This is a genomic window from Pseudomonas sp. ADAK2, assembly GCF_012935755.1.
Taxonomy (GTDB): Bacteria; Pseudomonadota; Gammaproteobacteria; order Pseudomonadales; family Pseudomonadaceae; genus Aquipseudomonas.
The window spans coordinates 1,930,275-1,956,263 of sequence record NZ_CP052862.1 but is presented as its reverse complement, the minus strand read 5'-3'; the positions used below and the strand labels follow the sequence as shown (position 1 = coordinate 1,956,263).

At 54.4% G+C, this 25,989-nt stretch carries 25 protein-coding genes and 1 pseudogene; 16 read left to right on the top strand and 10 right to left on the bottom strand.

Features of this window, described 5'->3' with window-relative positions:
- Window positions 1-13: 13 nt before the first annotated feature.
- From HKK52_RS09015 to HKK52_RS08985, 7 genes and pseudogenes are all read right to left on the bottom strand, one after another.
- Window positions 14-595: a hypothetical protein gene (locus HKK52_RS09015; RefSeq protein WP_169370525.1), complete on the bottom strand. Its 582-nt coding sequence runs from the start codon at window positions 593-595 to the stop codon at window positions 14-16.
- A complete protein-coding gene (locus tag HKK52_RS09010) occupies window positions 592-2,406 on the bottom strand; it encodes a hypothetical protein (protein WP_169370524.1) in 1,815 nt (604 codons plus the stop codon). Before HKK52_RS09010 ends, HKK52_RS09015 begins: the two co-directional genes overlap by 4 nt.
- Before the next feature lie 145 nt (window positions 2,407-2,551).
- Entirely contained in the window at window positions 2,552-4,720 is a 2,169-nt protein-coding gene (locus tag HKK52_RS09005) for a hypothetical protein (protein ID WP_169370523.1), read from the bottom strand.
- Window positions 4,701-5,750, bottom strand: coding sequence for a tyrosine-type recombinase/integrase (locus HKK52_RS09000; RefSeq protein WP_169370522.1), 1,050 nt, complete (start codon window positions 5,748-5,750; stop codon window positions 4,701-4,703). The genes HKK52_RS09005 and HKK52_RS09000 overlap by 20 nt, the downstream gene beginning before the upstream one ends.
- 1,264 nt (window positions 5,751-7,014) lie before the next feature.
- Window positions 7,015-7,383: pseudogene (locus HKK52_RS08995) on the bottom strand (endonuclease); the annotation flags it as partial.
- Between the two features lie 4 nt (window positions 7,384-7,387).
- Window positions 7,388-7,678: a DUF1654 domain-containing protein gene (locus HKK52_RS08990; RefSeq protein ID WP_169370521.1), complete on the bottom strand. Its 291-nt coding sequence runs from the start codon at window positions 7,676-7,678 to the stop codon at window positions 7,388-7,390.
- Between the two features lie 156 nt (window positions 7,679-7,834).
- Window positions 7,835-8,923 (bottom strand): asparaginase, encoded by a 1,089-nt coding sequence (locus HKK52_RS08985; protein WP_133836993.1) that lies wholly within the window; start codon window positions 8,921-8,923, stop codon window positions 7,835-7,837.
- Between the two features lie 344 nt (window positions 8,924-9,267).
- Here HKK52_RS08985 and HKK52_RS08980 point away from each other — a divergent pair, with 344 nt between their 5' ends.
- The 8 genes from HKK52_RS08980 (at window position 9,268) to HKK52_RS08945 (ending at window position 16,916) form a co-directional block, all read left to right on the top strand.
- Window positions 9,268-9,729, top strand: a complete 462-nt coding sequence (locus HKK52_RS08980; protein ID WP_169370520.1) for a hypothetical protein — start codon at window positions 9,268-9,270, stop codon at window positions 9,727-9,729.
- Window positions 9,730-9,926: 197 nt separating this feature from the next.
- On the top strand, window positions 9,927-10,880 hold the full coding sequence (locus HKK52_RS08975; RefSeq protein WP_149658835.1) for a sugar ABC transporter substrate-binding protein: 954 nt from the start codon (window positions 9,927-9,929) through the stop codon (window positions 10,878-10,880).
- 57 nt (window positions 10,881-10,937) lie between these two features.
- Window positions 10,938-12,491 carry a sugar ABC transporter ATP-binding protein gene (locus HKK52_RS08970; protein ID WP_169370519.1) on the top strand — a complete coding sequence of 518 codons (1,554 nt, stop codon included), beginning with the start codon at window positions 10,938-10,940 and terminating at the stop codon, window positions 12,489-12,491.
- Window positions 12,488-13,465 (top strand): ABC transporter permease, encoded by a 978-nt coding sequence (locus tag HKK52_RS08965; protein WP_123599265.1) that lies wholly within the window; start codon window positions 12,488-12,490, stop codon window positions 13,463-13,465. Before HKK52_RS08970 ends, HKK52_RS08965 begins: the two co-directional genes overlap by 4 nt.
- 3 nt (window positions 13,466-13,468) lie before the next feature.
- Window positions 13,469-14,488, top strand: coding sequence for a LacI family DNA-binding transcriptional regulator (locus HKK52_RS08960; protein WP_169370518.1), 1,020 nt, complete (start codon window positions 13,469-13,471; stop codon window positions 14,486-14,488).
- A 36-nt stretch (window positions 14,489-14,524) separates the two neighbouring features.
- Window positions 14,525-15,442: a ribokinase gene (gene rbsK / locus HKK52_RS08955; protein WP_169370517.1), complete on the top strand. Its 918-nt coding sequence runs from the start codon at window positions 14,525-14,527 to the stop codon at window positions 15,440-15,442.
- Window positions 15,439-15,843: a D-ribose pyranase gene (gene rbsD, locus HKK52_RS08950; protein ID WP_133836999.1), complete on the top strand. Its 405-nt coding sequence runs from the start codon at window positions 15,439-15,441 to the stop codon at window positions 15,841-15,843. The genes rbsK and rbsD overlap by 4 nt, the downstream gene beginning before the upstream one ends.
- 44 nt (window positions 15,844-15,887) lie before the next feature.
- On the top strand, window positions 15,888-16,916 hold the full coding sequence (locus tag HKK52_RS08945) for a nucleoside hydrolase (RefSeq protein WP_149658830.1): 1,029 nt from the start codon (window positions 15,888-15,890) through the stop codon (window positions 16,914-16,916).
- Between the two features lie 32 nt (window positions 16,917-16,948).
- On the opposite strand, the gene HKK52_RS08940 is transcribed toward HKK52_RS08945, so the two are convergent.
- Window positions 16,949-17,161 carry a hypothetical protein gene (locus HKK52_RS08940; RefSeq protein WP_169370516.1) on the bottom strand — a complete coding sequence of 71 codons (213 nt, stop codon included), beginning with the start codon at window positions 17,159-17,161 and terminating at the stop codon, window positions 16,949-16,951.
- A 132-nt stretch (window positions 17,162-17,293) separates the two neighbouring features.
- Between HKK52_RS08940 and HKK52_RS08935 the strand changes: the two genes are divergently transcribed.
- Window positions 17,294-17,599, top strand: a complete 306-nt coding sequence (locus tag HKK52_RS08935; protein ID WP_169370515.1) for a hypothetical protein — start codon at window positions 17,294-17,296, stop codon at window positions 17,597-17,599.
- Between the two features lie 166 nt (window positions 17,600-17,765).
- Window positions 17,766-18,086 (top strand): I78 family peptidase inhibitor, encoded by a 321-nt coding sequence (locus HKK52_RS08930; protein ID WP_169370514.1) that lies wholly within the window; start codon window positions 17,766-17,768, stop codon window positions 18,084-18,086.
- Between the two features lie 70 nt (window positions 18,087-18,156).
- Here the strand turns inward: HKK52_RS08930 and HKK52_RS08925 are convergent, their stop codons facing one another.
- Window positions 18,157-18,369 (bottom strand): cold-shock protein, encoded by a 213-nt coding sequence (locus HKK52_RS08925; RefSeq protein WP_003179963.1) that lies wholly within the window; start codon window positions 18,367-18,369, stop codon window positions 18,157-18,159.
- Window positions 18,370-18,661: 292 nt separating this feature from the next.
- Complete coding sequence (locus HKK52_RS08920) at window positions 18,662-18,964, bottom strand: hypothetical protein (RefSeq protein WP_169370513.1); 303 nt, start codon at window positions 18,962-18,964, stop codon at window positions 18,662-18,664.
- 375 nt (window positions 18,965-19,339) lie between these two features.
- On the opposite strand from HKK52_RS08920, the gene thrS reads away from it, so the two are divergent.
- From thrS to pheT, 6 genes are all read left to right on the top strand, one after another.
- Window positions 19,340-21,262 (top strand): threonine--tRNA ligase, encoded by a 1,923-nt coding sequence (gene thrS, locus HKK52_RS08915; RefSeq protein ID WP_010455934.1) that lies wholly within the window; start codon window positions 19,340-19,342, stop codon window positions 21,260-21,262.
- Window positions 21,262-21,813, top strand: a complete 552-nt coding sequence (infC, locus tag HKK52_RS08910; RefSeq protein WP_176469887.1) for a translation initiation factor IF-3 — start codon at window positions 21,262-21,264, stop codon at window positions 21,811-21,813. Before thrS ends, infC begins: the two co-directional genes overlap by 1 nt.
- A 60-nt stretch (window positions 21,814-21,873) precedes the next feature.
- Window positions 21,874-22,068: a 50S ribosomal protein L35 gene (rpmI, locus tag HKK52_RS08905; RefSeq protein WP_008145659.1), complete on the top strand. Its 195-nt coding sequence runs from the start codon at window positions 21,874-21,876 to the stop codon at window positions 22,066-22,068.
- A gap of 27 nt (window positions 22,069-22,095) precedes the next feature.
- Window positions 22,096-22,452 (top strand): 50S ribosomal protein L20, encoded by a 357-nt coding sequence (gene rplT / locus HKK52_RS08900; protein ID WP_007905879.1) that lies wholly within the window; start codon window positions 22,096-22,098, stop codon window positions 22,450-22,452.
- Between the two features lie 109 nt (window positions 22,453-22,561).
- The gene (gene pheS / locus HKK52_RS08895; protein WP_007905876.1) at window positions 22,562-23,578 is read left to right on the top strand and encodes a phenylalanine--tRNA ligase subunit alpha; all 1,017 of its coding nucleotides are present in this window, start codon (window positions 22,562-22,564) and stop codon (window positions 23,576-23,578) included.
- Between the two features lie 26 nt (window positions 23,579-23,604).
- Entirely contained in the window at window positions 23,605-25,986 is a 2,382-nt protein-coding gene (gene pheT / locus HKK52_RS08890; RefSeq protein ID WP_169370512.1) for a phenylalanine--tRNA ligase subunit beta, read from the top strand.
- The last annotated feature ends 3 nt before the right edge of the window (window positions 25,987-25,989 follow it).

Here is a 25,989-nt window from a genome sequence, read left to right as displayed (position 1 = left end):
TGTTGGCAGTGTATTATGGTTGCTTGTTTTTAATGTTATTCAATGAGCTCATCATTTGCCGGAGCTGTATAGTGAGTCGCAAGTTCTTATCTTGGAGTTCGGCGTTTTCTGCCTTTAGGTTGTCAATAATTGCTATTAATTTTTTATGGCTGGTAATCATCTGATTTTCAATGGACTTTGTCAGTGCCTCGGAAAGCCTTAAATTGGTAAGTCGTTCAATTTCAGTTGCTCGAGCTCTATATTCTTTTAGAATTTCGGATTTTGTGAGCTTCTTGCCATAAGTATATTTTGTTGCTGAAGCAGATTTCCATAGCTCTTCCAGTGCAAGATTTTTTTCGGCGATGAGATTAATTATCTCTGGCTGACGTCTTTTGCTCAAAAGGCTTGGATCAACTCCACTATCCAGAGCAATCTTGCGTGCTACAATTCGGCGTTCTTTAATGGCCAATTTTTTATTGGTCTTAATGGAGTTATTGATATTTTCAAATGCCATGCATACGTTTTGATATAGCTTCCGCTTGGTATCGGATTTTATCCACTCAGGTTCCTGAGTTGGAGTCAAAGCAACAGTGTATTTATCAAGACTGAATTTCATATCGGCATTCTTTCGTCCAAGCGGCGCTCGATTTGTTTGACTACCTCGGAACTCATGCTGCCCATTACCTTTAAGGGGTGATTTTCAGCAATGAATTGATGCGATATTGCTATTCTCTCCAGTTCCAGCCTTTGTATGCTGTTATTCATGCTATGGGGGCATCCTGCGCATACCTCAGGGGCACCGCGTTGGTCGACGTTGGGTGTACCTGTTTCCCTATCATGACACTTCGCGATGTGCTGTTCATTCGCTCGAAGCGCACAATAACCCCATTCGAACGCAGTAAATCTCACAAATTGATCTGCCAATTCCTGGAGTTCAAATTCGAATTCATCTGCAGAAAGTACTGCGATTTTAGCCATATCTATCTCAATGCGTTTTGCCGCAGGCCCGTAAAAACGATCTTCAATGTTGCTCGCTGCAACTCGCGTCATTATTTCCTTTAGGTAATCCCGCTCCATGCTGATCCGAACAGATTCGCTCAGCTTGTTTCGTGTGTACCGACGCGTGTGATAAGAACCATATGAATGACGGAAGTGTTCCCGAATTTTGTCTAAGACATTTCCATCAAATCTTCTAAGTGCGAACTCTGCGAACGTATGGCGGGCTTGGTGGGGCGAGACTTCACTGTGTATATCGCCAGCTCCTGGGTATTTTCTGACCACATAGTTCTGGTAGAATTCTCTAAACCAACTCCGAAGCGCTAGCAGGCTATACCCTGCATCTTTTAACCACTCCTGCGGAGTAAGCCTTCCCCAGCCTCGTGCGAGAACAAAAGCCCCGGCTCTGTAACCACTGTGTATTAGAGGCAGATTTAATTCCTTAGTATCCACGGCGGATATATTTTTCATTAAAGTAGCAGCTTCAGCGGCGAGGCCGTGGAGGGAACGGGGATGAGAAAACCCCGCCTCTGTTTTGTTATTGTCAGACTTGAACCACCACGATCCGTCAGGCTCTTGTGTGTAGTCACTAATTCGCATTCCATGTATTTCAACTAACCGGAAACCACTTAGCAGAGCTATAACTGTCAGGGTTGCTTTGGATAGTTCATGGCAAAAGTCTCCTAGCTTCCCGACGTGACTCCAAGGCAGTCGATCAAAATGGGAAGAAGTTGAAGCATCGATTACCTCCCCTAGTTCCCTAGCAGATTCCTCCCAGTCCCTTTCAAAGCGTGTCAGAATATAATCTGGTGATTGCATTCTTCGATATAGTGCAAGCCTGTCTTTATCAGAGAACCAAGTTTGTACTTTGGTTTTCCGCTTACGCCACTGTTCAAAAAATATGGCAGCAATCTTTGCCTCGTCTGACTCTATCAATGTGATAGCTTCAGCGAGCATAAGTGATGCGCAGGTTAATGGTATCGAACCATAGCTGCCACCTTTTTTCCAAATGACATATTCTAAACCTAAGGGTTCCAGAAGAGGCTTCATTGCGCTTTTCCTAAAAGCCTCATTTATTCTATGAGTGATGCCATCAACGAGTTTTCCCGAATGTAAATAAGTGTTCATTCGATCAAAGATGGTGCTTAGCATTTTCATGGTTGAAAAGCCTAGTATTTCACCAGTATCTTCATTTTTAATTCTTTTAATCAAAAAAAACCGCATCATCTCTTGTAATTCAAATCTTGTAAGTGACTGAAGTGTTCTCTCAGGAAATACTTTTTCCCAGTATTCGCATATGTCGCGAAGGTAGGCGATCTCCTGACGTGCACTTGATAAACTGCTGACAACGATTCGGTTTTTATCGTCTGCGTATCCTCTGGATATTCCTCCCTCCAAAAAATACATTTGCGCATATACTTTCTTCGCCATAGAGCATTTCCACACAAAGCTCAGTGTGTAAAACTTACCTGTTAGCGGATCCTGAATCTGAAAGTAATCGTCTCCGTATTGATTCTGTATGGCTTCATTCTGTGGTTCCAAGGTTATTAGAGGAGCAGAGTTTCTTGGCATAGTGTCACCTTATGATCGGTTTGGGGAAGTTATGGCTTTTCAGAGTTTGTCTACCTTGCATGATGGTTTTGTAATCAAAGTTTTCAAGCACATATTCGATCCGTGCTGCTTGCATTGCGATAGCGAGAGCCTTTGAGTCGTCCTCGGTCGAGAGGAGACTTAGTTGGCTAATACACTCATCAAGGTAGCTAATCAACAGAGCTGCAGTGATTGGGTTGGTGATAATGAATGTCTGATTGTTTTTTTTCAATTGCCCAAATGGCGATATGGAAAAGCCAGATTTTTGAGCTGAAATTAGAAGTTCGTCAAACTCTTCAAGTTCTCCGGTGTCTCTGTTCTCCTCATCCCAACCGAGCATTATTTTTAGTTTGGCAACGCTTATGAAATGTTCTTGACGTACAGCTGCCTGGACTTTCCTTGCGTCCTCAACCATCAAGTGCCCCACGCTGCTTGCGAACGATGCCCGCTTGTCTAAGCGATACTTCGTTTCGCTGGCGTTGATATAGACGACCTGCTTCACGCCCGGAGAATGGGCCGTTGCATTCGCACCCACAACGTCTTGTGAATATTTTTCGAAAGCCTCGTTCGCAGGGTCGCTTCCGTCAGTATCTAAAATAGCCCTTGACTGGGCTACTGCGGTCACTGTGATGGTCTGTCGCTTGACGGGAGTAGAGCTCGTCCCACCTTGGGCTACGCGTTCTCGGCGAATTTTTTTATTGTTCCATATTGGGCGATTGTTCGTAGCAACTCGACGGGCAATGTCGGCAAATAGTTCGATTTCGTGATCTGCTTCCAATAGCGATGTATAGTTTGATGTTTGTTGGCAGGCAGCCATGATTAAGGGGCGGAATACAATGCTTTCCGTGCATTGAATGTTTGACGTAACTGGCAAATCAAAAAGCATGCTCCCTGAGTGAGGGAATAATTTTAGAAAATTTTTCTTAAGTTCATCAAACTCACAATAAGCTTTGTATTGCATTGAGTTTCTATGGTGCATGGGGACTTCGCGGATCGGTTGTACACTGCGTCCTTTAATAAAAATTGGTGAAGCGAAATTTGGAGTGATTCGAAGGTCTCCATGCTGCATATTAATGATGCCGTTCAGTTGAACTCTGTCTGTAGCAAGTAGCAAGGCAAAAGCAAATTCTTCGCTTGGTGTGTGCTTGACTAGAAATAAGTAATCGATATTGTGAAAATGGAGTTTTTTATGTGTGTTTCCTGGGGTGATGTCCACAAATCCTGATTTCTTTAGGCCTGCGTGAATTAGCCTATTTGCATCCACAATTGTTGTTTGAGTCCCTTTGTTGAATTGAGAATTTCTGAAGTCAAAATTATTATGTAGTAGTCTTTCTTTCAACTGTAGGCTTTCGCTACTGAGAATCGCCTCTGCTATTGGTTTATACAGCCTGCTGCGGTTAGATTTTTTTGTACTATACTTGAGCTTTTCCGCGTCGCCATTGCACTCAAAGATAATTTTATCTAGCTGATTTTTTACTTCTGGGTGGTTAATTAGTTGAGTTCGATGGTCATTCATTTGCTTAAGAAAATGACAGCAAAAACGGATTGTCGATCTTGTTAATTTTAGTTCATCTTTTACATTTTGGTCGGTGATTTGCCCTAAGCTTTCAACAGTCTTTCCAGATCTATTCGACACTGATGGGATGAATGCCTTCGCTTCTCTAATACGGGTTAAAGTTTCTGTTTGACTAGATTCACCACGATGCTCTTCTAAATACCATTCGAAAGTCGTTCGGTAAAAAGACATTTCTCCGCATATTGAGTTTTGCCGTAGTTTTTTATCTGTGCGCAAATGCCGTACGAAATCTTGCAGAAATGCGGCAGGTAAGGTTGAAGCATTTGGATATTCGGCAATCGCCCATTTCATTAGATTGTTAAATTTAAGAGTCTTAGCGTACGCATCGTGCAAAGAGTTTTCTTTAAATACACCGCTGTGAAAAAGTTTGATAAAGCATTGAGCAATGGGGCACGATTGCAGCTGATATGGTATCTCTACGCGACGGTGTTCCATCGGGCGGCCCATGCCAGATTTCAGCGCTACAATGGCAAATCTATCAGATGGCTCTAAGTTAGTTATATCTTTTGGAGCCAGCGATTCCAAGGTTGCCTTGGGATTCACGGGGGGGGCAATATGTTCATTCGTCAGGCTCATCATTCAGCGCTCGCCTTATTTTTTCACGACGATTAAGCTTTCCGTCGAAAACAACATATTCTTCTGTTGTTTCTTCGTCTTCATGTCCCATTTGTTCGGGGACATATTGCCATGGGTCATATCCGTGTTTGTAGCAAAAATCAACTAAGTTGGTGGCATACGTATGCCGTAGTGAGTGGAATGTTAATTTCATAAACGAAGGTTTACGAATGAAATGCATGTGTGCGTCTTTTTCATGAAGTGCAGTAATCACTTCTTCGATTTTTGCACTGGCGCAAATTTTTGCTGACCTAAATACGTAGGTTGCGTGTTCGAGTGATAATGGTGCGCCATTGCGTCTGCATATTAACGGCCCATCAGGTATGTTAGCTCTGTTTCCATCTAGGAATTTTTTGATTTTTACAAAAGCTCTCGGCGGTACGTCGATATTTCTAAGTTTTTCGCCTTTTCCAATAATCGGTATATTTATTGTTTTTTGTCCACAATCTACTGCGATAGCAATGAGCTTTCTCAGATCTGCGGTCAACAGATTTCGTGGGTCTGTGACTTCGCTTGTTCGTAAGCCACAGTGATAGCCTATATGCAAAACTAGTTCATCGCGCTCTTTTTCAAATGGGGCTTGAGCAATCACATTGCTTAGTAAATATTTAAATATGTCAATTGCTACATATTTGTTGTAGAGGTCGAAATTTACTTTTTTGTAGCTTTCGCCTTGCAATTTTAGATTGTTCGAGAGGTATGTATAGGAGAATGTTGGAGGGGTATCCAGAAAGCCAACGTTCCAAGAATGTTGGTAGAACATTTTTATTGTTGTTTTATGCCGCACAATCGAATTTTCGGTGAGTGATCTGGATTTTAGTAGGTGGCCGTATAGGTACCCTGACATGTCGCTGTCAGTGAGTTCTCTCCAATCCTGTCCATGATCCGAGAGAGCTTGGAAAAAGCCTTTCAAGTCATCGGCGGCGGCTTTAATCGTGTTTTGAAGCAAGCCACGCTGAGCTAGGGATAAGAGAAACACGGTGGGTGCAGACACGATGCTTTCTTCGGTGAATGGCCCATCTTTGAGGACTACATATGTGTTGAAGGTTCCACCTGACCAACTGATGCCCTCTACATAGCGAATTCGCACTCGTACACCCTCGAATTTTGAAGCGCCTGTACTCTTAACTCTGCTCACCGTCGTGATTGCGTTTATTACATGGGCATTTTATGTGTGTATCGCTAACGTTTTTCAGGCCAGTGATAAGTCATCTCTAGAGCTTTTTTGTATCGGCCACAATGTTCGTGCGAAGTGTTGAAGCAGGGCGGTTAATCGGTTTAATCGCAGACATGGCGCCCGGAACGTGTACTTCCTCAATAGCTTCTCTGATGAAGGTATTGCCCAGGGAGGGTATTACAGCTAAGCGCTGCATGGTTGCCTATGGAATCAATTCAAGATTTGGAATTTTCCACTGCAGCAGCGAAAGACCACGTGACAGTAAGCGTCCCCAATTTCTCTGAGATCACATTCTTGTTGATGCGGCATAGGTGATAAGGTCATTTTGGTTTCCCTCCTGAGTAGTAACAGTTGAAGACGGCTGGAGGGGATTAGTCAAGTCGATCGGACTAACGGTAGTGTTTGCCCGACGAAATAACAGTATATAAAAAGTATACCCATTGACTCTGGTTTGCTGGTTGCGGAAGAGCGCTTTGTTCGTGAAGTGAGAAACTTTTAATTACCCTCGCACCGCAATCATAGATGCAGAAAAGATTCTTGCTTGGATTCTTTATGAATGACTTAGTACAACAAAAAATATCCGAGCGTCACATTTGCAATCGTTCGGTGGACGTTATCTAGTGTGACTTAGACTACATTTGCTGAAGCGGCAATATATTAGATATGTTCGTAAACCTTCCAAATGATATAAGTGCCAAAAAGAAAATAATGAGTTTAGTCACGTTTAAAACATTTTCTCTAACCGTATGGCGCGGTCAGTGAGAGCCGTCCAATTTTGGGCATGATTAGAAAGTTTTGGGAAAACCCCTTTCAATCATCGGCGCCGGTTTTGCTGGGGTTTTATGCAGGCCACATTGAGCGAGGGATAGAAAAAGGTGCTTACTGAAGCGATTCTCTTTAAAAAGGGGCCCATTCTTGAGGTTGACCTATGTGCTTAGGGTTCCCCCTGATAACTGGCGCACACTACGTATTGAATGTGTACTGTTGACCCCCTAACTTTCCGAAGCGCCTGTTCTTCTTGCTTCGAGGCTTCGTAGCGGTGTGTGTCAACGTTTCGTTAGGACTGGTGCTCTCCCGTATAAACCTCACCGATGCTCGGCACCAGGTTGTGCAAATCGGCCTCGGCCTTTTGATAAACCGGATCGTAACGCGTGCAGTTTTTGCGTCCGCCCGATTGCCAGCACTGGCGTTGATGGCCGATCTGCCACGCCGGAACAATGTGTTCCCACTCGATGCGGGCGGCACGCTTGGCACTTTTGCGCGGCACATAACCGCAGGCGGCGAGGTCCACCTTGTTACCGGTGTATTTGCAGCCGCAATAAAACTCGGTGGATTGCGGAGCGTAGAGTTTCCAGGCGACTTTCTTGGCTTCGTTAAAGGTACGTGGCGCGGCAGCCTGGGCGCCCATGGCGGTGAACAGCAGCAGTAGAGCGAAACAACGGACACTCATTGACTCAATCTTCCTTCGGCACAACCCAGAAAATCTGCACACCGCCATCGTCGCGGTAGGCGAGGGTGACGTTATCGTTCTCGTCGATTTCTTCGAGCAGTTGTTCCCACTCATCCACCGGTTCGTCGGGCAGGCGAAAGATCAGGGCTGCTTTGGCTTTCTGGGCACTTTGGGAATTGATGATTTTTTGGACGCGAACGCCCATGCGTTGATAGGAGTCAGGAGAGGCGGAAGTGGAGGCCACGGAATTACCCTTATTAAGCTGTACGTGCATACAGTATTTAACTGTAGGCATTTTCGCAACTGCTTAAAATTCAAGAAAATCGTCTGACAGCGATTTTTTCCGTTTGGTGTAGGACGTTTTGAGATTTTTGTCGGACGGCGGCCACTCACCAGAGACTGGTAAGTGGCGTAAGCAGTGCCCGACCGGAACCGGTCGGGCGAGGGCGAATCAGTATTCCCAGAACATCCGTTGCAGCTCTTTGCTGTCGTTGGTCTTGGTCAGCGCGACCATGGCCAGGATGCGCGCCTTCTGTGGGTTCAGGTCATGCGCCACCACCCAGTCGTACTTGTCGTCAGGCTGTTCAGCGTTACGCAGCACGAAGCCGCCGGCGTTGACGTGGGACGAGCGGATGATTTGCACGCCATCCTTGCGCAGGGCCTGCAGGGTTGGCACGACGCGCGAGGACACCGAACCGTTGCCGGTGCCGGCGTGGATGATCGCTTTGGCGCCCGATTGCGCCAGGGCTTTGTAGGCGGTATCGCTGACGTTGCCATAGGAATAGGCGATTTCTACGTCAGGCAGGCTCTTGATGGTTTTGATGTCGAATTCCGAGTCCATGGTGTGACGCTTGGCCGGCAGGCGGAACCAGTAGGATTTGCCTTCGACCACCATGCCCAGCGGGCCCCAGGCACTTTTGAAGGCCTCGGTCTTGATGTTGATCATTTTGCTGACGTCGCGACCGGACTGGATTTCATCGTTCATGGTCACCAGCACACCTTTGCCGCGCGCTTCTTTGCTGCTGGCCACGGCCACGGCGTTATACAGGTTCAACATGCCATCGGCCGACATCGCGGTGCCTGGACGCATGGAGCCGACCACGATGATCGGCTTGTCGGTTTTTTCCACCAGGTTCAGGAAGTAGGCGGTTTCTTCCAGGGTGTCGGTGCCGTGGGTGATGACGATGCCATCGACGTCTTTGCTGTCGGCCAATTCCGCCACGCGGCGACCCAGTTGCAACAGGTTGTCGTTGGTGATGCTTTCCGAGGCGATCTGCATGACTTGTTCGCCACGCACGTTAGCCAACTGGCTGAGTTCAGGCACGCCGGCGATCAGTTGCTCGATACCGACCTTGGCCGCCTGGTAGGTGGCACTGTTGGCCGCGCTGGCGCCAGCGCCGGCAATGGTGCCGCCGGTGGCCAGGATCACCACGTTCGCCAGTTTCTGTTGGGTTTCGGCTTCTTTCGCCTGAAGGGCGGTGGGCAGGAGCAGCAGGAGGGCCAAAGCGCCCGGAATAAAGGTGTTGAAAGCAGATTTCATTATTTTCTCTCTAGTAGTGACGGTGCTGATGCAGGTTCATCTAGATACGCCCCGGCAGATCTGAACGCCTGGGGTGCACGAGAAGGAGCAGGATCTGTACCAGCTGTACTGTGCATGAGGGAAAACTTTAACCTGATGATTTATATCAGTATTTAAGTGGTTGGTAACAAGGTTAAACGACCTGTTGTCCGGGTTTCCGAATACGTTGAGTATTTGCGTTCGGTTCTCCGAAAGGGCCTACGGACTTTGTTGATTAATCGCCTGGCCGGATTTCGAATCAGTGCTAAAGAAAATCCCGCGCAGGTCGATGGCTCTTCAAAGGAATCTTTTTTTCAGGAGTTCACATGTCGTTATCAGTCGGTCTTCCCAACGCTGCAGGCGTCACCATTGGCGGCAAATCCGCAGCGACGATCCGGGCGCTGAACGATGCCGCGCAGGCCGAGGCAGACAAAGCACTTGGCACTAAGGAAGACGACGGCAAGGTAGTCAAGACCGGTCCTGTAGGCTTGGATAAGAATGCCGATACGAAGGCCGCAGCCGAGGCCGCTGATAACCAGAGCGTGGCGGTAAAAGTCCTGCTCAAGCGCATGCAAGAGTTGCAACAGCTACTGCGCGAGCAACAACAGCAATTGGCCGCAGCCCAAGCGGCGTCTTATCCGACGCCGGAAATCAAGGCTGCCGCGCTGATGGCGATTCAAGGGCAGATCGCCGCGACTAGCGGCGCCTTGCTGGAAGTGTCCGCCGCTCTGGTCAAGGAATTGTCCAAGGGTGCCAGCACCGGGTCGGTGGTCGATACCACGGCGTAAGGCCAATGCTCGGCTTTTACCAGGCAGCGCACAAAATGGTCGTTTCTGATCGTTGACAAATCCCGGCAGGGTTCGCATAGTTCGATCTACGCAAACGTTTGCGCGGCAGTCGTGGTGGCTCGATCCATCGACGAACGCCCTGTAGCCTACGCCAGCGCAAGCGTTGCTCACAATAATCATAAGATCGGAGTGAACCCATGAAGCTGCCATTCGCTGGACGTCTTCTCGCTGTCGCTATGCTGGCTGCCGCATCCGCCGCTTTGCCCCTCTCTTCGGCTTTCGCCGACACTGAAAAACCTAAAGTCGCGCTGGTCATGAAATCTCTGGCCAACGAATTCTTCCTGACCATGGAAGACGGCGCCAAGGCCTATCAGAAAGACCACACCGCCGACTTCGACCTGATCTCCAACGGCATCAAGGACGAAACGGACACCGCTGGCCAAACGCGCATCGTCGAGCAAATGATCCTGGCCAAGGTCAACGCGCTGGTCATCGCACCGGCTGATTCCAAGGCCATGGTTCCCGTGATCAAGAAAGCCGTCGATGCCGGTATCACCGTGATCAACATCGATAATCAACTCGATCCGGCTGTGGTCAAAAGCAAGAACATCACCGTTCCGTTCGTAGGCCCGGACAACCGCAAAGGTGCGCGTCTGGTCGGCGAGTACCTGGCCAAGCAACTGAAGGCCGGTGACGAAGTCGGCATCATCGAAGGCGTGTCCACCACCACCAACGCCCAACAGCGCACCGCGGGTTTCAAGGACGCGATGGAAGCGGCGAATATCAAAGTCGTATCGCTGCAGTCCGGTGACTGGGAGATCGACAAAGGCAACAAGGTTGCCGCCTCGATCCTCAGCGAATACCCGGAAGTCAAAGCCCTGCTGGCCGGTAACGACAGCATGGCCGTCGGCGCTGTGTCCGCCGTCCGTGCCGCGGGCAAGGCTGGCAAAGTGCAAGTGGTCGGCTACGACAACATCAACGCCATCAAGCCGATGCTCAAGGATGGTCGCGTCCTGGCCACCGCTGACCAGTTTGCCGCCAAGCAAGCCGTGTTCGGTATCGAGACTGCGCTGAAAATCATCAAGGGCGAGAAAGTCGACAGCGGCACCAACGGCGTAATCGAAACTCCGGTAGAGCTGGTTACCAAGTAGTCCTTCTGGCGACACAACGGCGCTCGCCCGTCCGGGCGAGCGCATGGAGAGTTTTTTATGTCAGTTTCCGCCCCGAACGCTGTCCTCTCGGTCAGCGGTATCGGTAAGACCTATGCCCAACCGGTCCTGACCGGCATCGACCTGACGCTGATGCGCGGTGAAGTGCTGGCGCTGACCGGTGAGAACGGCGCCGGCAAAAGCACCCTGTCGAAGATCATTGGCGGGCTGGTCACACCGACCACCGGCCAGATGCAATTCCAGGGTCAGGAATACCGCCCCGGCAGCCGCACCCAGGCTGAAGACCTGGGCATTCGCATGGTCATGCAAGAACTCAATCTGTTGCCGACCCTGTCGGTGGCGGAGAACCTGTTTCTCGACAACCTGCCAAGCAACGGTGGCTGGATCAGCCGCAAGCAGCTGCGCAAGGCGGCGATCGAAGCGATGGCCCAGGTCGGCCTCGACGCGATTGACCCGGACACCCTGGTTGGTGAGTTGGGCATCGGTCACCAGCAAATGGTCGAGATCGCCCGCAACCTGATCGGCGATTGTCATGTGCTGATCCTCGACGAACCGACCGCGATGCTGACGGCCCGTGAAGTCGAGATGCTGTTCGAGCAGATCACGCGCCTGCAAGCCCGCGGCGTGTCGATCATCTACATTTCCCACCGCCTCGAAGAACTGGCGCGCGTGGCCCAGCGCATTGCGGTGCTGCGCGACGGCAACCTGGTCTGCGTCGAGCCGATGGCCAACTACAACAGCGAGCAACTGGTCACCTTGATGGTCGGTCGCGAGCTGGGCGAACACATGGACATGGGCGTGCGCAAGATCGGCGCGCCCGCCTTGACGGTCAAGGGGCTGACCCGCTCCGACAAGGTGCGTGACGTGTCTTTCGAAGTGCGCGCGGGTGAGATCTATGGCATTTCCGGGCTGATCGGGGCAGGGCGCACCGAGTTGCTGCGCCTGATTTTCGGCGCCGACACGGCGGACAGCGGCACGGTCGCGCTGGGTTCGCCAGCCAAGGTCGTGAGCATTCGTTCGCCGGCCGACGCGGTCGGGCACGGCATTGCGCTGATCACCGAAGACCGCAAAGGCGAAGGCCTGCTGCTGACCCAATCGATCAGCGCCAACATTGCCCTGGGCAATATGCCGGTGATTTCCAGTGCGGGCGTCGTCAACAACGGTGACGAAATGGCCCTGGCCCAGCGGCAGATCAACGCCATGCGTATCCGCAGTTCCAGCCCGACGCAACTGGTGTCCGAGCTGTCCGGCGGCAACCAGCAGAAAGTCGTGATCGGCCGTTGGCTGGAGCGCGATTGTTCGGTGATGTTGTTCGACGAGCCGACCCGCGGCATCGACGTCGGCGCCAAGTTCGACATCTATGCCTTGCTCGGCGAATTGACGCGCCAGGGTAAAGCGCTGGTGGTGGTGTCCAGTGACCTGCGCGAACTGATGTTGATCTGCGACCGGATCGGCGTGTTGTCGGCGGGGCGTCTGATCGACACGTTCGAGCGCGACAGCTGGACCCAGGATGATTTGCTTGCCGCCGCTTTTGCCGGCTACCAAAAACGTGATGCGTTGCTCAACGAAGCAGCGCCTAGGGATCTTCCATGAAAACTGCAACGTCTGCCGGTAAACGTAGTGGCAATTTTTACGGCCTCGGCACCTATCTGGGCCTGGCCGGTGCCTTGCTGGCGATGGTCGCGCTGTTCTCGGTGCTGAGCAGCCATTTTCTGTCTTATGACACCTTCAGTACCCTGGCCAACCAGATTCCCGACTTGATGGTGCTGGCGGTTGGCATGACCTTCGTGCTGATCATCGGCGGCATCGACCTGTCGGTCGGTTCGGTGCTGGCGCTCGCGGCGTCGGCGGTCAGCGTGGCGATTCTGGGCTGGGGCTGGAGCGTATTGCCGGCGGCCTTGCTCGGCATGGCGGTGGCGGCATTGGCCGGGACCATCACCGGTTCGATCACCGTGGCCTGGCGCATTCCGTCGTTCATCGTGTCCCTGGGCGTGCTGGAAATGGCCCGTGGCCTGGCGTACCAGATGACCGGCTCACGCACCGCCTATATCGGTGATGCCTTCGCTTGGCTGTCCAACCCGATTGCCTTCGGTATTTCGCCGTCGTTCATTATTGCCTTTGTGATCATCATCGTCGCCCAGGCCGTGCTGACTCGTACCGTGTTCGGCCGCTACCTGATTGGCATCGGCACCAACGAAGAAGCCGTGCGCCTGGCCGGGATCAATCCAAAGCCCTACAAAATCCTGGTGTTCAGCCTGATGGGTCTGCTGGCCGGCATCGCGGCGCTGTTCCAGATTTCCCGTCTGGAGGCTGCGGACCCGAATGCCGGTTCTGGCCTGGAGCTGCAAGTGATCGCCGCCGTGGTGATCGGCGGCACCAGCCTGATGGGCGGTCGTGGTTCGGTGATCAGCACGTTCTTCGGTGTGTTGATCATTTCCGTACTGGCGGCCGGCCTGGCGCAGATTGGTGCGACCGAGCCGACCAAACGCATCATCACCGGTGCGGTTATCGTGGTGGCAGTGGTCCTGGATACTTATCGCAGTCAGCGCGCAAGCCGGCGGACCTGATTCATGGCAACGATCAAGGATGTGGCGGCACTTGCAGGAATTTCCTACACCACGGTGTCCCACGTGGTGAACAAGACGCGGCCGGTCAGTGAAGAAGTGCGGGTGAAAGTCGAGGCGGCGATCAAAAGCCTCGACTACGTACCCAGCGCCGTCGCGCGTTCGTTGAAAGCCAAAACCACGGCGACCATCGGTTTGCTGGTGCCCAACAGCCTCAACCCGTACTTCGCCGAGCTGGCCCGGGGCATCGAGGATTACTGCGAGCGTAACGGCTACTGCGTGATCCTCTGCAACTCCGACGACAACCCGGACAAGCAGCGCAGCTATTTAAGGGTGCTGCTGGAAAAACGCATCGACGGCTTGATCGTGGCTTCGGCCGGTGGCGATGCCGGGCTCGCCGAAGGCCTGGCCGGCGTGCGCACGCCAATGGTGATTGTCGACCGTGGGTTGGAAGGGGTGAATGCAGATCTGGTACGCATTGATCACGAATACGGCGCGTACCTGGCCACCCGGCACTTGCTGGAATTGGGCCACCGGGACATCGCCACCATCGGCGGGCCGGCAGATACCAGCGTGGCGCAAATGCGTCTGGCCGGGTACTGCCGGGCGTTGAAAGAGGCGGGCGTCGAGGTGCCGCGCGAGCGCATGCTGGAAAGCGATTTCACCAGTACCGGCGGTTACAGTGCGGCGGCGATCCTGCTGGAACAGAATCCGCCCAGCGCGATTTTCGCCGGTAACGACATGATCGGCATCGGTGTGCTGCGCGCGGCCGCCGAGCGCAACATTCGTGTTCCCAGCGAGCTGTCGGTGATCGGCTTCGATGACATTCAAATGAGTCGTTATGTCTACCCGGCACTGACCACTGTCGGCCAGTCGATCCTGCAGCTCGGTGAGATGGCGGCCGAAGTGTTGTTGCGCCGGATTGCCACGCCGGACCTGGCCACCGATCAACGGATCGTGACCCCGAGTATCGTCTTGCGAGAATCGACTGCGCCGCTGGCCGGTGTGTTCTCCGAATTCCGCTGAAAGCACCGCAGAAACCGAATTGATGAGTAGTGACGTATGCCAGCAAAAGTAGTGGTAATAGGCAGCCTGAACATGGACCTGGTGACCCGGGCGCCACGGCTGCCCCGTGGCGGTGAAACGCTGATCGGCCAGTCATTTTCCACGGTCTCCGGCGGCAAGGGCGCGAACCAGGCCGTGGCCGCCGCGCGACTGGGCGCCCAAGTGGCGATGGTCGGCTGTGTCGGGACTGATGCCTATGGCCAGGAATTGCGCGGGGCGCTGTTGGCCGAGCAGATCGATTGTCAGGCGGTCAGCATCGTCGACGGCGCCAGCGGCGTGGCCTTGATCGTGGTCGATGACAACAGCCAGAACGCGATCGTGATTGTCGCCGGTGCCAACGGTGAGCTGACGCCTGAAGTGATCGACCGTTTCGACGCGGTATTGCAAGCGGCGGACGTGATCATCTGCCAGCTGGAAGTGCCGGACGCCACGGTGGGGCATGCGCTCAAGCGTGGTCGAGAACTGGGCAAGACCGTGATTCTCAACCCGGCGCCGGCCAGTCGTCCGTTGCCGGCGGATTGGTATGCGTCCATCGACTACCTGATCCCCAATGAAAGTGAAGCGGCGGCCCTGAGCGGGTTGCCGGTGGACTCCCTGGAAACCGCCGAAACTGCCGCCACCCGATTGATCGGCATGGGTGCCGGCAAGGTGATCATCACCCTCGGTGCCCAGGGCTCGCTGTTTGCCAACGGCACCGGCTTCGCGCATTTCCCAGCGCCAAAGGTGCAGGCGGTGGATACGACGGCGGCGGGTGACACCTTTGTCGGCGGTTTCGCTGCGGCGTTGGCGTCCGGCAAAAGCGAGGCCGAGGCGATCCGTTTCGGCCAGGTTGCTGCGGCGCTGTCTGTGACCCGGGCCGGTGCCCAGCCCTCTATTCCAACCTTGTCCGACGTACAGGCCTTCAAGACACCATGAAAAAGACCCCTTTGCTCAACGTCGCGTTGTCGCGGCTGATCGCGTCCCTGGGCCATGGCGACATGGTGGTGATCGGCGATGCCGGCCTGCCGGTGCCGCCGGGCGTCGAACTGATCGACCTGGCCCTGACCCACGGGATTCCGGACTTCATCAGCACCTTGAAAGTGGTGCTCAGCGAAATGCAGGTCGAAAGCCATGTGCTCGCCCAGGAAATCCTCGACAAGCAACCGACCGCTTTGATGACACTGAATGAGCTGAATACCGAAGGTGCCCTGGGCCAACGCGAACTGCTCAGCCATGACCAATTCAAAGTCCTCAGCCGGCAGGCGCGGGCGATTGTTCGTACGGGCGAATGTTCGCCGTACTGCAACATCGTGCTGGTGTCCGGAGTGACGTTCTAACCCGCTGTATCCCTTTCTGCTTTCCCACGCACAAGGAGTGCGCTATGCACCGCTATGCTCAGAAACTGCATCATCTGCTCCGGAGTCTGCTGCTTTTGTCCCTGATTACCGCAACAAGCGCCCAGGCGGCGGAAAAAATCGACTTGATCATCGACACCGACCCGGGTGCCGACGACGTGGTCGCCTTGCTGTTTGCATTGGCGTCCCCGGAAGAACTGAACATTCGCGCCCTGACCACCGTGGCGGGCAACGTGCGTCTGGACAAGACCTCGCGTAACGCGCGACTGGCCCGCGAGTGGGCAGGGCGCGAAGAGGTGCCGGTCTACGCGGGCGCGCCGAAACCGCTGATGCGCACGCCGATCTACGCCGAGAACATCCATGGCAAGGAAGGCCTGTCGGGTGTCACCGTGCACGAACCGAAGAAAGGCCTGGCCGAAGGCAATGCGGTCAATTACCTGATCGATACTTTGAAAGCCGCCAAGCCCCACAGCATCACCATCGCCATGCTCGGTCCGCAGACCAACCTGGCCCTGGCATTGATCCAGGAACCTGAAATCGTCCAGGGCATCAAGGAAGTGGTGATCATGGGCGGTGCGCACTTCAATGGCGGCAACATCACCCCGGTGGCCGAGTTCAACCTGTTTGCCGACCCACAGGCTGCGGAAGTGGTGCTCAAGAGCGGCGTGAAGCTGACCTACCTGCCGCTGGACGTGACTCACAAGATCCTCACCAGCGACGCGCGCCTGAAGCAGATCGCCGCGCTCAATAACAATGCCGGCAAGATCGTGGGCGATATTCTCAATGAATACGTCAAGGGCGATATGGAGCACTACGGCATCCCGGGTGGCCCGGTGCACGACGCCACCGTCATTGCCTACCTGCTGAAGCCGGAGCTGTTCACCGGTCGTTCGGTCAACGTAGCCATCGACAGTCGCGAAGGCATCACTTTTGGCCAGACCGTCGTCGACTGGTATGACGGTCTGAAAGCACCGAAGAATGCCTTCTGGGTCGAGAACGGCGACGCCCAGGGCTTTTTCGACCTGCTGACCCAGCGTCTGGCTCGTCTGAAGTAAGCGCTATGCCCGCAGGTGCCAACCTGCGGGTTTTACTCCCTGCCTGAATCCACTACGCCGGGGTAGTCGGCCGGGTATTTTTCGAATACCTGGGCGATAAACGACTGGGCCGCTTGCGTTCCCAGTTCCTTGACCAGTAGATCGATCCCAATGATTGCCAGCTCCTCCGGGCTTCCGGGGCTGTAAGAGCTGTGGCCCTGTGCCCACTTGGCTTTGATGTCGGCGTCGATACTTACGGTGGTCATGATGGCGCTCGTGAAGTCGGAAAAGTCTGAACGTCGAGTTAACCATTTTGCGCGACATTTGGCACTCCGACTTAGGCATGAGGGGAGGGCTATGCGACACTTGGTCTTTGATGGATTTTCAAGGACCGCGCTGTGCAGATCGATTTGAACACCCCTGACGGTTTGACCCTTGAGACCGTGCGCCAGCTACTGGCATCGGCCAGCGATGATGAACACACCCAGTTGCGAGTGACCAAGGGCGGCATCGCTTACATTTCGTCGGGCGTCGTCGGTGGCACCGACATCGGCGGGCTGTTGTTTCGTCTGGAGACGTGGGCCAAGGGCTCAGGGTACGTAGGAAACGTCGCGGCCAGTGATGAGGTCTGGGTCATGCAGATCTTCAACGCGCTGAAAGAGAACTGGCCGCATCCGCTTTACGACTACATCGACGTTTATTGAGCGTTGTTCATATTCAGTCACGATTGAGTGATGAACGATGCGGCGATGCTCAGGCAAACTCGGCGATTGTCCAGATCGAAGGCAGGGTGATAGCACTGCTTGGGAAACCAAACGCAAGATTGGCGGTCGCACGATCTCAGCTTAACTATTGAAAAAAGGAGGCTTCATGCCTTGGAAGCTCGCGTCATTGGGTACTTTGTTGGCCGTTGCCATGTTGGCCGGTTGCAGCACGCCCTCCACCGAGTCGACAGCAACGGACCCTGTGGTGACCGACACCGGTCACAGTCGGTGTGACTCAAAAGCTGCAGAGTTCACCATCGGCAAGAAGGCCTCGCCAGAGTTGCTGGAGCAGGCGCGTGCACGCGCAGGCGCGCAGAATGCCCGTATCCTCAAGCCCAGCGATATGGTGACCCTGGAGTATCGCTCCGACCGCCTGAACCTGAACACCGATGACAACCTGGTGGTCACGCGCATCAACTGCGGCTGATCCCCCGGCTTTTGTTTCGCCCATAAAAAACCCCGTCACATGGACGGGGTTTTTTTAGTGCGCCAGAAACTTACTCTGGGCGGACTTGTGCAGCTTGCATACCCTTTTGGCCTTTCTCAGCCACGAAGGAAACGGTCTGGCCTTCTTTCAGGCTTTTGAAACCGTCGCTTTCGATAGCTTTGAAGTGTACGAACAGGTCGTCACCGCCACCTTGAGGAGTGATGAAGCCGAAGCCTTTTTCATCGTTGAACCATTTAACGGTGCCGGTTTGGCGATTAGACATGGTGTATCTCCAAGAAACATATATTTTCAGTAGTACTGTGCTGCTCAGGCCAACTGGGCACACGGGACTATCATAGTCGAAATGTACGGTTTGGGAGCCCCCCGGAGGGCCTGTTTGCCAAACAGTCGTGCTTTCTTTGCTACCTGATCGGCCTGAAAGCCCCGTTTTAAAAGGCTTTCAGCCGAAAGTAAAGACGATAAAAAAAGCTGTAAAACCTGCATAAATTGTACGAAAAAGCGCTTTTCGGAGGCTTTTCATCGGCTGTTGAGGCCTTCAAAGCGTTCTTTTGGGCTTATTTTTTTGTCTGGGGAGCGGCTTTGCACGATGCAATTTTGGCCAATGCCTTCTGTTGCAATTCTGGACTGGCCTTGTTGTCCATCAGGGCTTGAATGTCGCTGGCCGGGTACGATTTGATCGCGTCGGCACCACAAGCGCAGTGAGCCTTGGCTGCCGCAGCGCCGATTTGCGGGGTGGCCGCCTGGGTGCACTGAGCCATGTATTTCTCACGCTCACCCTTTGGCCAATCGGCATGGGCGGCCAGAGGCAGCAGCAGGACGATGGGGGCGACTACAGCGAACAAACGATTCAGACGCATGCTGGGATGCTCCTTGTGGGTCAATGTCTTGTTATCTGAGGGGTAAAGCGGGGTTCAAGTTCAGCACTCTGGCATAAAAACGCCTGATTTGCCGCAGCAGAAAACCTCGTTGCCGCGACGACCGTTCATCTGTGCTAGCATGCCTCGCTCGGGCTTTTGCGGGCTCCGGATGACGTTCAGTCCCGGTAGCGGCAGAGACACGAATAACCCCTGATTTGAATCCCAGTCACTCTGGTTCGGTTTTCCGGTTGGCCGCAAGGCTCCTGCCGCTGTAAGGCAGGCGTTCGTCATTGAATGGCCTGGATCGGATCTTGTACTGGCTCATCCCAACCCACGTGACCTTTGGTAGGGGTCACCACTAGGAGAGGAGGCGCCATGCCAACTATTACTCTTCCCGACGGCAGTCAACGTTCATTCGATCACCCGGTTTCCGTAGCCGAGGTCGCCGCATCCATTGGTGCTGGCCTGGCCAAAGCCACCGTGGCCGGCAAGGTCAATGGCAAGCTGGTCGACGCCAGCGACATCATCGACAGCGATTCCACGCTGCAAATCATTACGCCAAAGGATGAAGAGGGGCTGGAGATCATTCGCCACTCTTGCGCCCACCTGGTCGGTCACGCGGTCAAGCAGCTGTACCCGACGGCCAAGATGGTCATCGGTCCGGTCATCGACGAAGGCTTCTATTACGACATCGCCTTCGAGCGTCCTTTTACTCCGGACGACCTGGCCGCGATCGAACAGCGCATGCAGCAGCTGATCGAAAAAGATTACGACGTGATCAAGAAAGTCACTCCGCGCGCCGAAGTGATCGAAGTGTTCAAGGCCCGTGGCGAAGACTACAAATTGCGCCTGGTCGAAGACATGCCGAACGAGCAGGCCATGGGTCTGTACTATCACGAAGAATACGTCGATATGTGCCGCGGTCCGCACGTGCCGAACACGCGCTTCCTGAAATCCTTCAAGCTGACCAAGTTGTCCGGCGCCTACTGGCGTGGCGATGCCAAGAACGAGCAATTGCAGCGCGTCTACGGCACTGCATGGGCGGACAAGAAGCAGCTGGCGGCTTACATCCAGCGCATCGAAGAAGCTGAAAAGCGCGATCACCGCAAGATCGGCAAGCGCCTGGGCCTGTTCCACACCCAGGAAGAGTCGCCGGGCATGGTGTTCTGGCACCCGAACGGCTGGACTCTGTACCAAGTGCTCGAGCAGTACATGCGCAAGGTGCAGCGCGACAACGGCTACCTGGAGATCAAGACTCCGCAGGTCGTTGACCGCAGCCTGTGGGAAAAATCCGGGCACTGGGCCAACTACGCCGACAACATGTTCACCACCCAGTCGGAAAACCGCGACTATGCCATCAAGCCGATGAACTGCCCGTGCCACGTGCAGGTGTTCAATCAAGGCCTGAAAAGCTACCGCGAATTGCCGATGCGCCTGGCCGAATTCGGTGCCTGCCATCGTAACGAGCCGTCGGGTGCACTGCACGGCATCATGCGCGTGCGTGCGTTTACCCAGGACGACGCCCACATCTTCTGCACCGAAGAGCAGATGCAGGCCGAATCCGCTGCGTTCATCAAGCTGACCATGGACGTCTATGCCGACTTCGGCTTCAAAGACGTCGAGATGAAGCTGTCCACTCGTCCGGAAAAACGCGTCGGCTCCGACGAGTTGTGGGATCGCGCCGAAGCTGCATTGGCTGCAGCCCTTGATAGCGCTGGCTTGCCGTACGATTTGCAGCCGGGCGAAGGGGCGTTCTACGGTCCGAAGATCGAATTCTCGCTGAAAGATTGCCTTGGCCGCGTCTGGCAGTGTGGTACCCTTCAGCTCGATTTTAATCTGCCTGTCCGTCTGGGAGCCGAATACGTCTCCGAAGACAACAGTCGCAAGCACCCGGTTATGTTGCACCGGGCGATCCTCGGATCCTTCGAACGTTTCGTTGGAATCCTGATCGAGCACTACGAGGGGGCGTTCCCTGCGTGGCTGGCTCCGACCCAGGCAGTGATCATGAATATCACTGACAAGCAGGCTGATTTCGCCGCTGAGGTTGAAAAAACTCTCAACGAAAGCGGATTTCGTGCCAAGTCTGACTTGAGAAATGAAAAGATCGGCTTTAAAATCCGCGAGCATACTTTGCTCAAGGTTCCTTATCTCTTGGTTATCGGAGATCGGGAAGTCGAGATGCAGACTGTCGCTGTGCGTACTCGTGAAGGTGCTGACCTGGGCTCGATGCCCGTCGCCCAATTCGCTGAGTTCCTCGCTCAAGCGGTTTCCCGGCGTGGTCGCCCAGATTCGGAGTAATTACTATTAAGCGTGAAATGAGACAAGATAAACGAGCTGCACCGAAAGCCCCGATCAACGAGAATATCTCGGCACGCGAGGTTCGGTTAATTGGGGCTGAGGGTGAGCAGCTTGGGATTGTGTCAATTGAAGACGCGCTTCTTAAGGCTGAAGAAGCCAAGCTCGATTTGGTGGAAATTTCCGCCGATGCTGTACCCCCTGTCTGCAAGCTGATGGACTACGGCAAATCGATCTTCGAAAAGAAGAAGCAGGTTGCCGCAGCCAAGAAAAACCAGAAGCAGATCCAGGTTAAAGAAATCAAGTTTCGTCCAGGGACGGAGGAAGGGGATTACCAGGTAAAACTGCGCAACCTGGTACGTTTCCTGAGTGATGGGGACAGGGCCAAGGTATCCTTGCGATTCCGCGGCCGTGAGATGGCCCACCAGGAGCTGGGGATGGAACTCCTCAAGCGAGTTGAAGGTGACTTGCTCGAGTACGGTTCGGTCGAACAGCATCCTAAGATGGAAGGACGCCAGCTGATCATGGTCATCGCCCCGAAAAAGAAGAAGTAATCATTTGGGCACGGCAGGCCTACTGATTATGTTTATCAACTGAATGCGGAGTATCCGAACATGCCAAAAATGAAAACTAAAAGTGGTGCTGCTAAGCGGTTTCTGAAAACTGCTAACGGTATCAAGCACAAGCACGCTTTCAAGAGCCACATCCTGACTAAAATGTCGACCAAGCGTAAGCGTCAACTGCGCGGTAGCAGCTTGCTGGCACCGTGTGACGTGGCAAAAGTCGAGCGCATGCTGCGCCTTCGTTAATTTAGTCAAGAATAGAGGAAGTAACTCATGGCTCGTGTAAAGCGTGGCGTCATTGCCCGTAAACGTCACAAAAAAATTCTGAAACTTGCTAAAGGCTACTACGGCGCTCGCTCGCGCGTATTCCGTGTTGCCAAGCAAGCGGTAATCAAGGCAGGCCAATACGCCTACCGTGACCGTCGTCAGAAAAAACGTCAGTTCCGCGCTCTGTGGATCGCTCGTATCAACGCTGGTGCACGTATCAACGGTCTGTCCTACAGCCGTTTCATCGCCGGCCTGAAAAAAGCGTCCATCGAGATCGACCGTAAGGTTCTGGCTGATCTGGCAGTGAACGAAAAAGCGGCGTTTGCTGCGATTGTCGAGAAAGCTAAAGCCACCTTGGCTTAAGTACCCCCGACAGTCACCCGGCCTCACCTCTGTGGGGCCAGGTGTTAAACGTCATAAATAGGGGAAGAGCCTTCAAGCTCTTCCCCTATTTTGTATCTGGAGTCTGTACATGGAAAACCTGGACGCGCTGGTCTCTCAAGCTCTAGAGGCTGTGCAAAGCGCTGAAGATATCAATGCCCTGGAGCAAATCCGGGTTCACTACCTTGGCAAAAAGGGCGAGTTGACTCAGGTGATGAAGACCCTGGGGAATTTGCCGGCAGAAGAGCGCCCGCAAGTCGGCGCGCTGATCAACGTTGCCAAGGAGCGTGTCACAGAGGTTCTCAACGCGCGCAAGGCACTGTTTGAAGAGGCCGATCTGGCCGCCAAACTGTCCGCCGAGTCGATTGACGTGACCCTGCCTGGCCGCGGCCAGACCTCGGGTGGCCTGCATCCGGTTACCCGCACTCTGGAACGTATCGAACAGTTCTTCACCCACATTGGCTACGGCATTGCCGAAGGCCCTGAGGTCGAAGACGACTATCACAATTTTGAAGCGCTCAACATCCCAGGCCATCACCCGGCCCGGTCGATGCATGACACCTTCTATTTCAATGCCAACATGTTGCTGCGCACCCATACCTCGCCGGTACAGGTCCGCACCATGGAATCGAAACAACCGCCGATCCGTATCGTCTGCCCAGGCCGTGTGTACCGTAGCGACTCCGATATCACCCACTCGCCGATGTTCCACCAGGTCGAAGGCCTGCTGGTCGATCGCGACATCAATTTCGCCGACCTCAAAGGCACCATCGAAGAGTTCCTGCGCGTGTTCTTCGAAAAAGAACTGGCCGTGCGTTTCCGTCCTTCGTACTTCCCGTTCACCGAGCCATCCGCTGAAGTCGATATGGAATGCGTGATGTGCAGCGGTAAAGGCTGCCGTGTCTGCAAGCAGACCGGCTGGCTGGAAGTCATGGGCTGCGGCATGGTTCACCCGAACGTGTTGCGTATGTCCGGAATCGACCCGGAAGAGTTCTCGGGCTTTGCCTTCGGCATGGGCGTTGAGCGTCTGGCCATGCTGCGTTACGGCGTGAACGACTTGCGTCTGTTCTTCGACAACGACTTGCGGTTCCTCGCGCAATTTCGCTAGTCGTAACGAATTCTTAGGAGAGCAGGATGAAATTCAGTGAACAATGGCTGCGTGGCTGGGTAAGCCCGCAGGTAAGTCGTGACGAGCTGGTTGCTCGTCTGTCGATGGCCGGTCTTGAGGTCGACAGCGTTACGCTGGCCGCCGGCGAATTCACCGGTGTAGTGGTGGGCGAGGTGCTGAGCACCGAGCAGCACCCGGACGCTGACAAATTGCGCGTTTGCCAGGTCAGCAATGGCTCGGAAACCTTCCAGGTCGTTTGCGGTGCGCCCAACGTGCGCCCGGGCCTGAAGATCCCGTTCGCCATGATCGGTGCCGAACTGCCGGGCGACTTCAAGATCAAGAAAGCCAAGCTGCGTGGCGTTGAGTCCAACGGCATGCTGTGCTCGCAAGCCGAGCTGCAAGTCGGCGAAGGCAACGATGGCCTGATGGAATTGCCGGCCGATGCGCCAGTGGGTCAGGACATTCGTGAATACCTGAGCCTGGACGACGCCAGCATCGAGGTCGACCTGACCCCGAACCGCGGCGACTGCCTGTCCCTGGCCGGTCTGGCCCGTGAAGTTGGCGCGCTGTACGCCACCGAAGTCACCCGCCCGATGGTGGCTGTCGTGCCAGCCGTGCACGACGAAGTACGCTCGATCGAAGTGCTGGCGCCAGCCGCTTGCCCACGTTACTTGGGCCGAGTGATCCGCAACGTCGACCTGTCCAAACCAACACCGTTGTGGATGGTCGAGCGCTTGCGTCGTGGCGATGTGCGCAGCATCGACGCCGCCGTCGACATCACTAACTACGTGATGCTGGAGCTGGGTCAACCGCTGCACGCGTTCGATCTCGCCGAAATCAATGGCGGCATCCGCGTGCGCATGGCCGAAGAAGGCGAGAAGCTGGTGCTGCTCGACGGTCAGGAAGTCAGCCTGCGTAGCGATACGCTGGTGATTGCCGACCACACCCGCGCCCTGGCTATTGCTGGCGTGATGGGTGGCGAGCACAGCGGCGTCAACACCGCGACCACTCGTGACGTATTCCTCGAAAGCGCGTTCTTCGACCAGATCGCTGTCGCTGGCAAGGCCCGTTCTTACGGCCTGCACACTGACGCCTCGCACCGCTATGAGCGTGGCGTGGACTGGCAGCTGGCCCGTGAAGCCATGGAGCGTGCCACTGGCCTGCTGCTGGAAATCACTGGCGGCGAAGCCGGCCCGATCACCGAAACCGTCAGCGAGCAGCACCTGCCGAAAATCGCGCCGGTGACCCTGCGTGCGCAACGCATCACCCAGATGCTGGGCATGGAAATGGACCCGGTGGAAGTCGAGCGTCTGCTCAATGCTTTGGGCCTGGCCGTTTCGGCTGACGGGGCAGGGCAGTGGCGCGTAGAAGTGCCAAGCCATCGCTTCGATATCAGCCTGGAAGTGGACCTGATCGAAGAGCTGGCCCGTTTGTACGGTTACAACCGTCTGCCGGTTCGTTACCCACAAGCCCGCCTGGCACCGCAAGCCAAGGCTGAAGCCCGTAGCGATCTGCCTGAACTGCGCCGCCTGCTGGTGGCTCGTGGTTATCAGGAAGCGATCACTTACAGCTTCATCGATCCGAAACAGTTCGAACTGTTTAATCCGGGTGTTGAACCGCTGTTGCTGGCCAACCCGATTTCGAATGACATGGCTGCCATGCGTTCATCGTTGTGGCCAGGCCTGGTCAAGGCGCTTCAGCACAACCTGAACCGTCAACAGGACCGCGTCCGTCTGTTCGAAAGCGGCCTGCGTTTCGTTGGTCAGTTGGAAGGCTTGAAGCAAGAGCCGATGCTGGCCGGTGTGGTTTGCGGTAGTCGTCTGCCGGAAGGCTGGGCGCAGGGTCGCGATGTCGTGGACTTCTTCGACGTCAAGGCTGACGTGGAAGCGGTGCTGGGCTTTGCCGGTGCGCTGGATTCATTCACTTTCGTACCGGGCAAACACCCGGCGCTGCATCCAGGTCAGACCGCGCGCATCGAGCGTGAGGGTCGTCTGGTCGGTTACGTCGGTGCGATCCACCCTGAATTGTCGAAAACCCTCGGTCTCGACCGTCCGGTCTTCGTTTTCGAGCTGGTTCTGGCTGAAGTGGCGTTGGGTAAAATGCCTAAATTCCAGGAGTTGTCGCGCTTTCCTGAAGTGCGTCGTGACCTTGCATTGATCGCCGAAAAAGACGTCGCCGCCAGCGCCGTACTGGACGTAATCCGTGAAAATGCAGGGGAATGGCTGACGGACCTCAGGCTATTTGACGTGTATCAGGGTAAAGGCATTGATCCTGATAGAAAAAGCCTTGCAGTTGGCTTGACCTGGCAGCATCCATCGCGCACTCTTAATGACGATGAGGTGAATAACACGACGCAAAATATCCTCACCTCGCTCGAACAAAGGTTGAACGCCACGTTAAGGAAGTGACGT

Coding starts and splice junctions, on each gene's coding strand:
- HKK52_RS08965 (WP_123599265.1), top strand. CDS start 12,488: ATGAAAACTGCAACGTCTGCCGGTAAACGTAGTGGCAATTTTTACGGC.
- thrS (WP_010455934.1), top strand. CDS start 19,340: ATGCCAACTATTACTCTTCCCGACGGCAGTCAACGTTCATTCGATCAC.
- HKK52_RS08920 (WP_169370513.1), bottom strand. CDS start 18,964: ATGCGTCTGAATCGTTTGTTCGCTGTAGTCGCCCCCATCGTCCTGCTG.
- rpmI (WP_008145659.1), top strand. CDS start 21,874: ATGCCAAAAATGAAAACTAAAAGTGGTGCTGCTAAGCGGTTTCTGAAA.
- HKK52_RS08970 (WP_169370519.1), top strand. CDS start 10,938: ATGTCAGTTTCCGCCCCGAACGCTGTCCTCTCGGTCAGCGGTATCGGT.
- pheT (WP_169370512.1), top strand. CDS start 23,605: ATGAAATTCAGTGAACAATGGCTGCGTGGCTGGGTAAGCCCGCAGGTA.
- pheS (WP_007905876.1), top strand. CDS start 22,562: ATGGAAAACCTGGACGCGCTGGTCTCTCAAGCTCTAGAGGCTGTGCAA.
- HKK52_RS08975 (WP_149658835.1), top strand. CDS start 9,927: ATGAAGCTGCCATTCGCTGGACGTCTTCTCGCTGTCGCTATGCTGGCT.
- HKK52_RS08985 (WP_133836993.1), bottom strand. CDS start 8,923: ATGAAATCTGCTTTCAACACCTTTATTCCGGGCGCTTTGGCCCTCCTG.
- HKK52_RS08960 (WP_169370518.1), top strand. CDS start 13,469: ATGGCAACGATCAAGGATGTGGCGGCACTTGCAGGAATTTCCTACACC.
- HKK52_RS08925 (WP_003179963.1), bottom strand. CDS start 18,369: ATGTCTAATCGCCAAACCGGCACCGTTAAATGGTTCAACGATGAAAAA.
- HKK52_RS08945 (WP_149658830.1), top strand. CDS start 15,888: ATGCACCGCTATGCTCAGAAACTGCATCATCTGCTCCGGAGTCTGCTG.
- HKK52_RS08940 (WP_169370516.1), bottom strand. CDS start 17,161: ATGACCACCGTAAGTATCGACGCCGACATCAAAGCCAAGTGGGCACAG.
- rbsK (WP_169370517.1), top strand. CDS start 14,525: ATGCCAGCAAAAGTAGTGGTAATAGGCAGCCTGAACATGGACCTGGTG.
- HKK52_RS08930 (WP_169370514.1), top strand. CDS start 17,766: ATGCCTTGGAAGCTCGCGTCATTGGGTACTTTGTTGGCCGTTGCCATG.
- rbsD (WP_133836999.1), top strand. CDS start 15,439: ATGAAAAAGACCCCTTTGCTCAACGTCGCGTTGTCGCGGCTGATCGCG.
- HKK52_RS09010 (WP_169370524.1), bottom strand. CDS start 2,406: ATGGCGAAGAAAGTATATGCGCAAATGTATTTTTTGGAGGGAGGAATA.
- HKK52_RS08990 (WP_169370521.1), bottom strand. CDS start 7,678: ATGCCTACAGTTAAATACTGTATGCACGTACAGCTTAATAAGGGTAAT.
- HKK52_RS08980 (WP_169370520.1), top strand. CDS start 9,268: ATGTCGTTATCAGTCGGTCTTCCCAACGCTGCAGGCGTCACCATTGGC.
- HKK52_RS09015 (WP_169370525.1), bottom strand. CDS start 595: ATGAAATTCAGTCTTGATAAATACACTGTTGCTTTGACTCCAACTCAG.
- rplT (WP_007905879.1), top strand. CDS start 22,096: ATGGCTCGTGTAAAGCGTGGCGTCATTGCCCGTAAACGTCACAAAAAA.
- HKK52_RS09005 (WP_169370523.1), bottom strand. CDS start 4,720: ATGATGAGCCTGACGAATGAACATATTGCCCCCCCCGTGAATCCCAAG.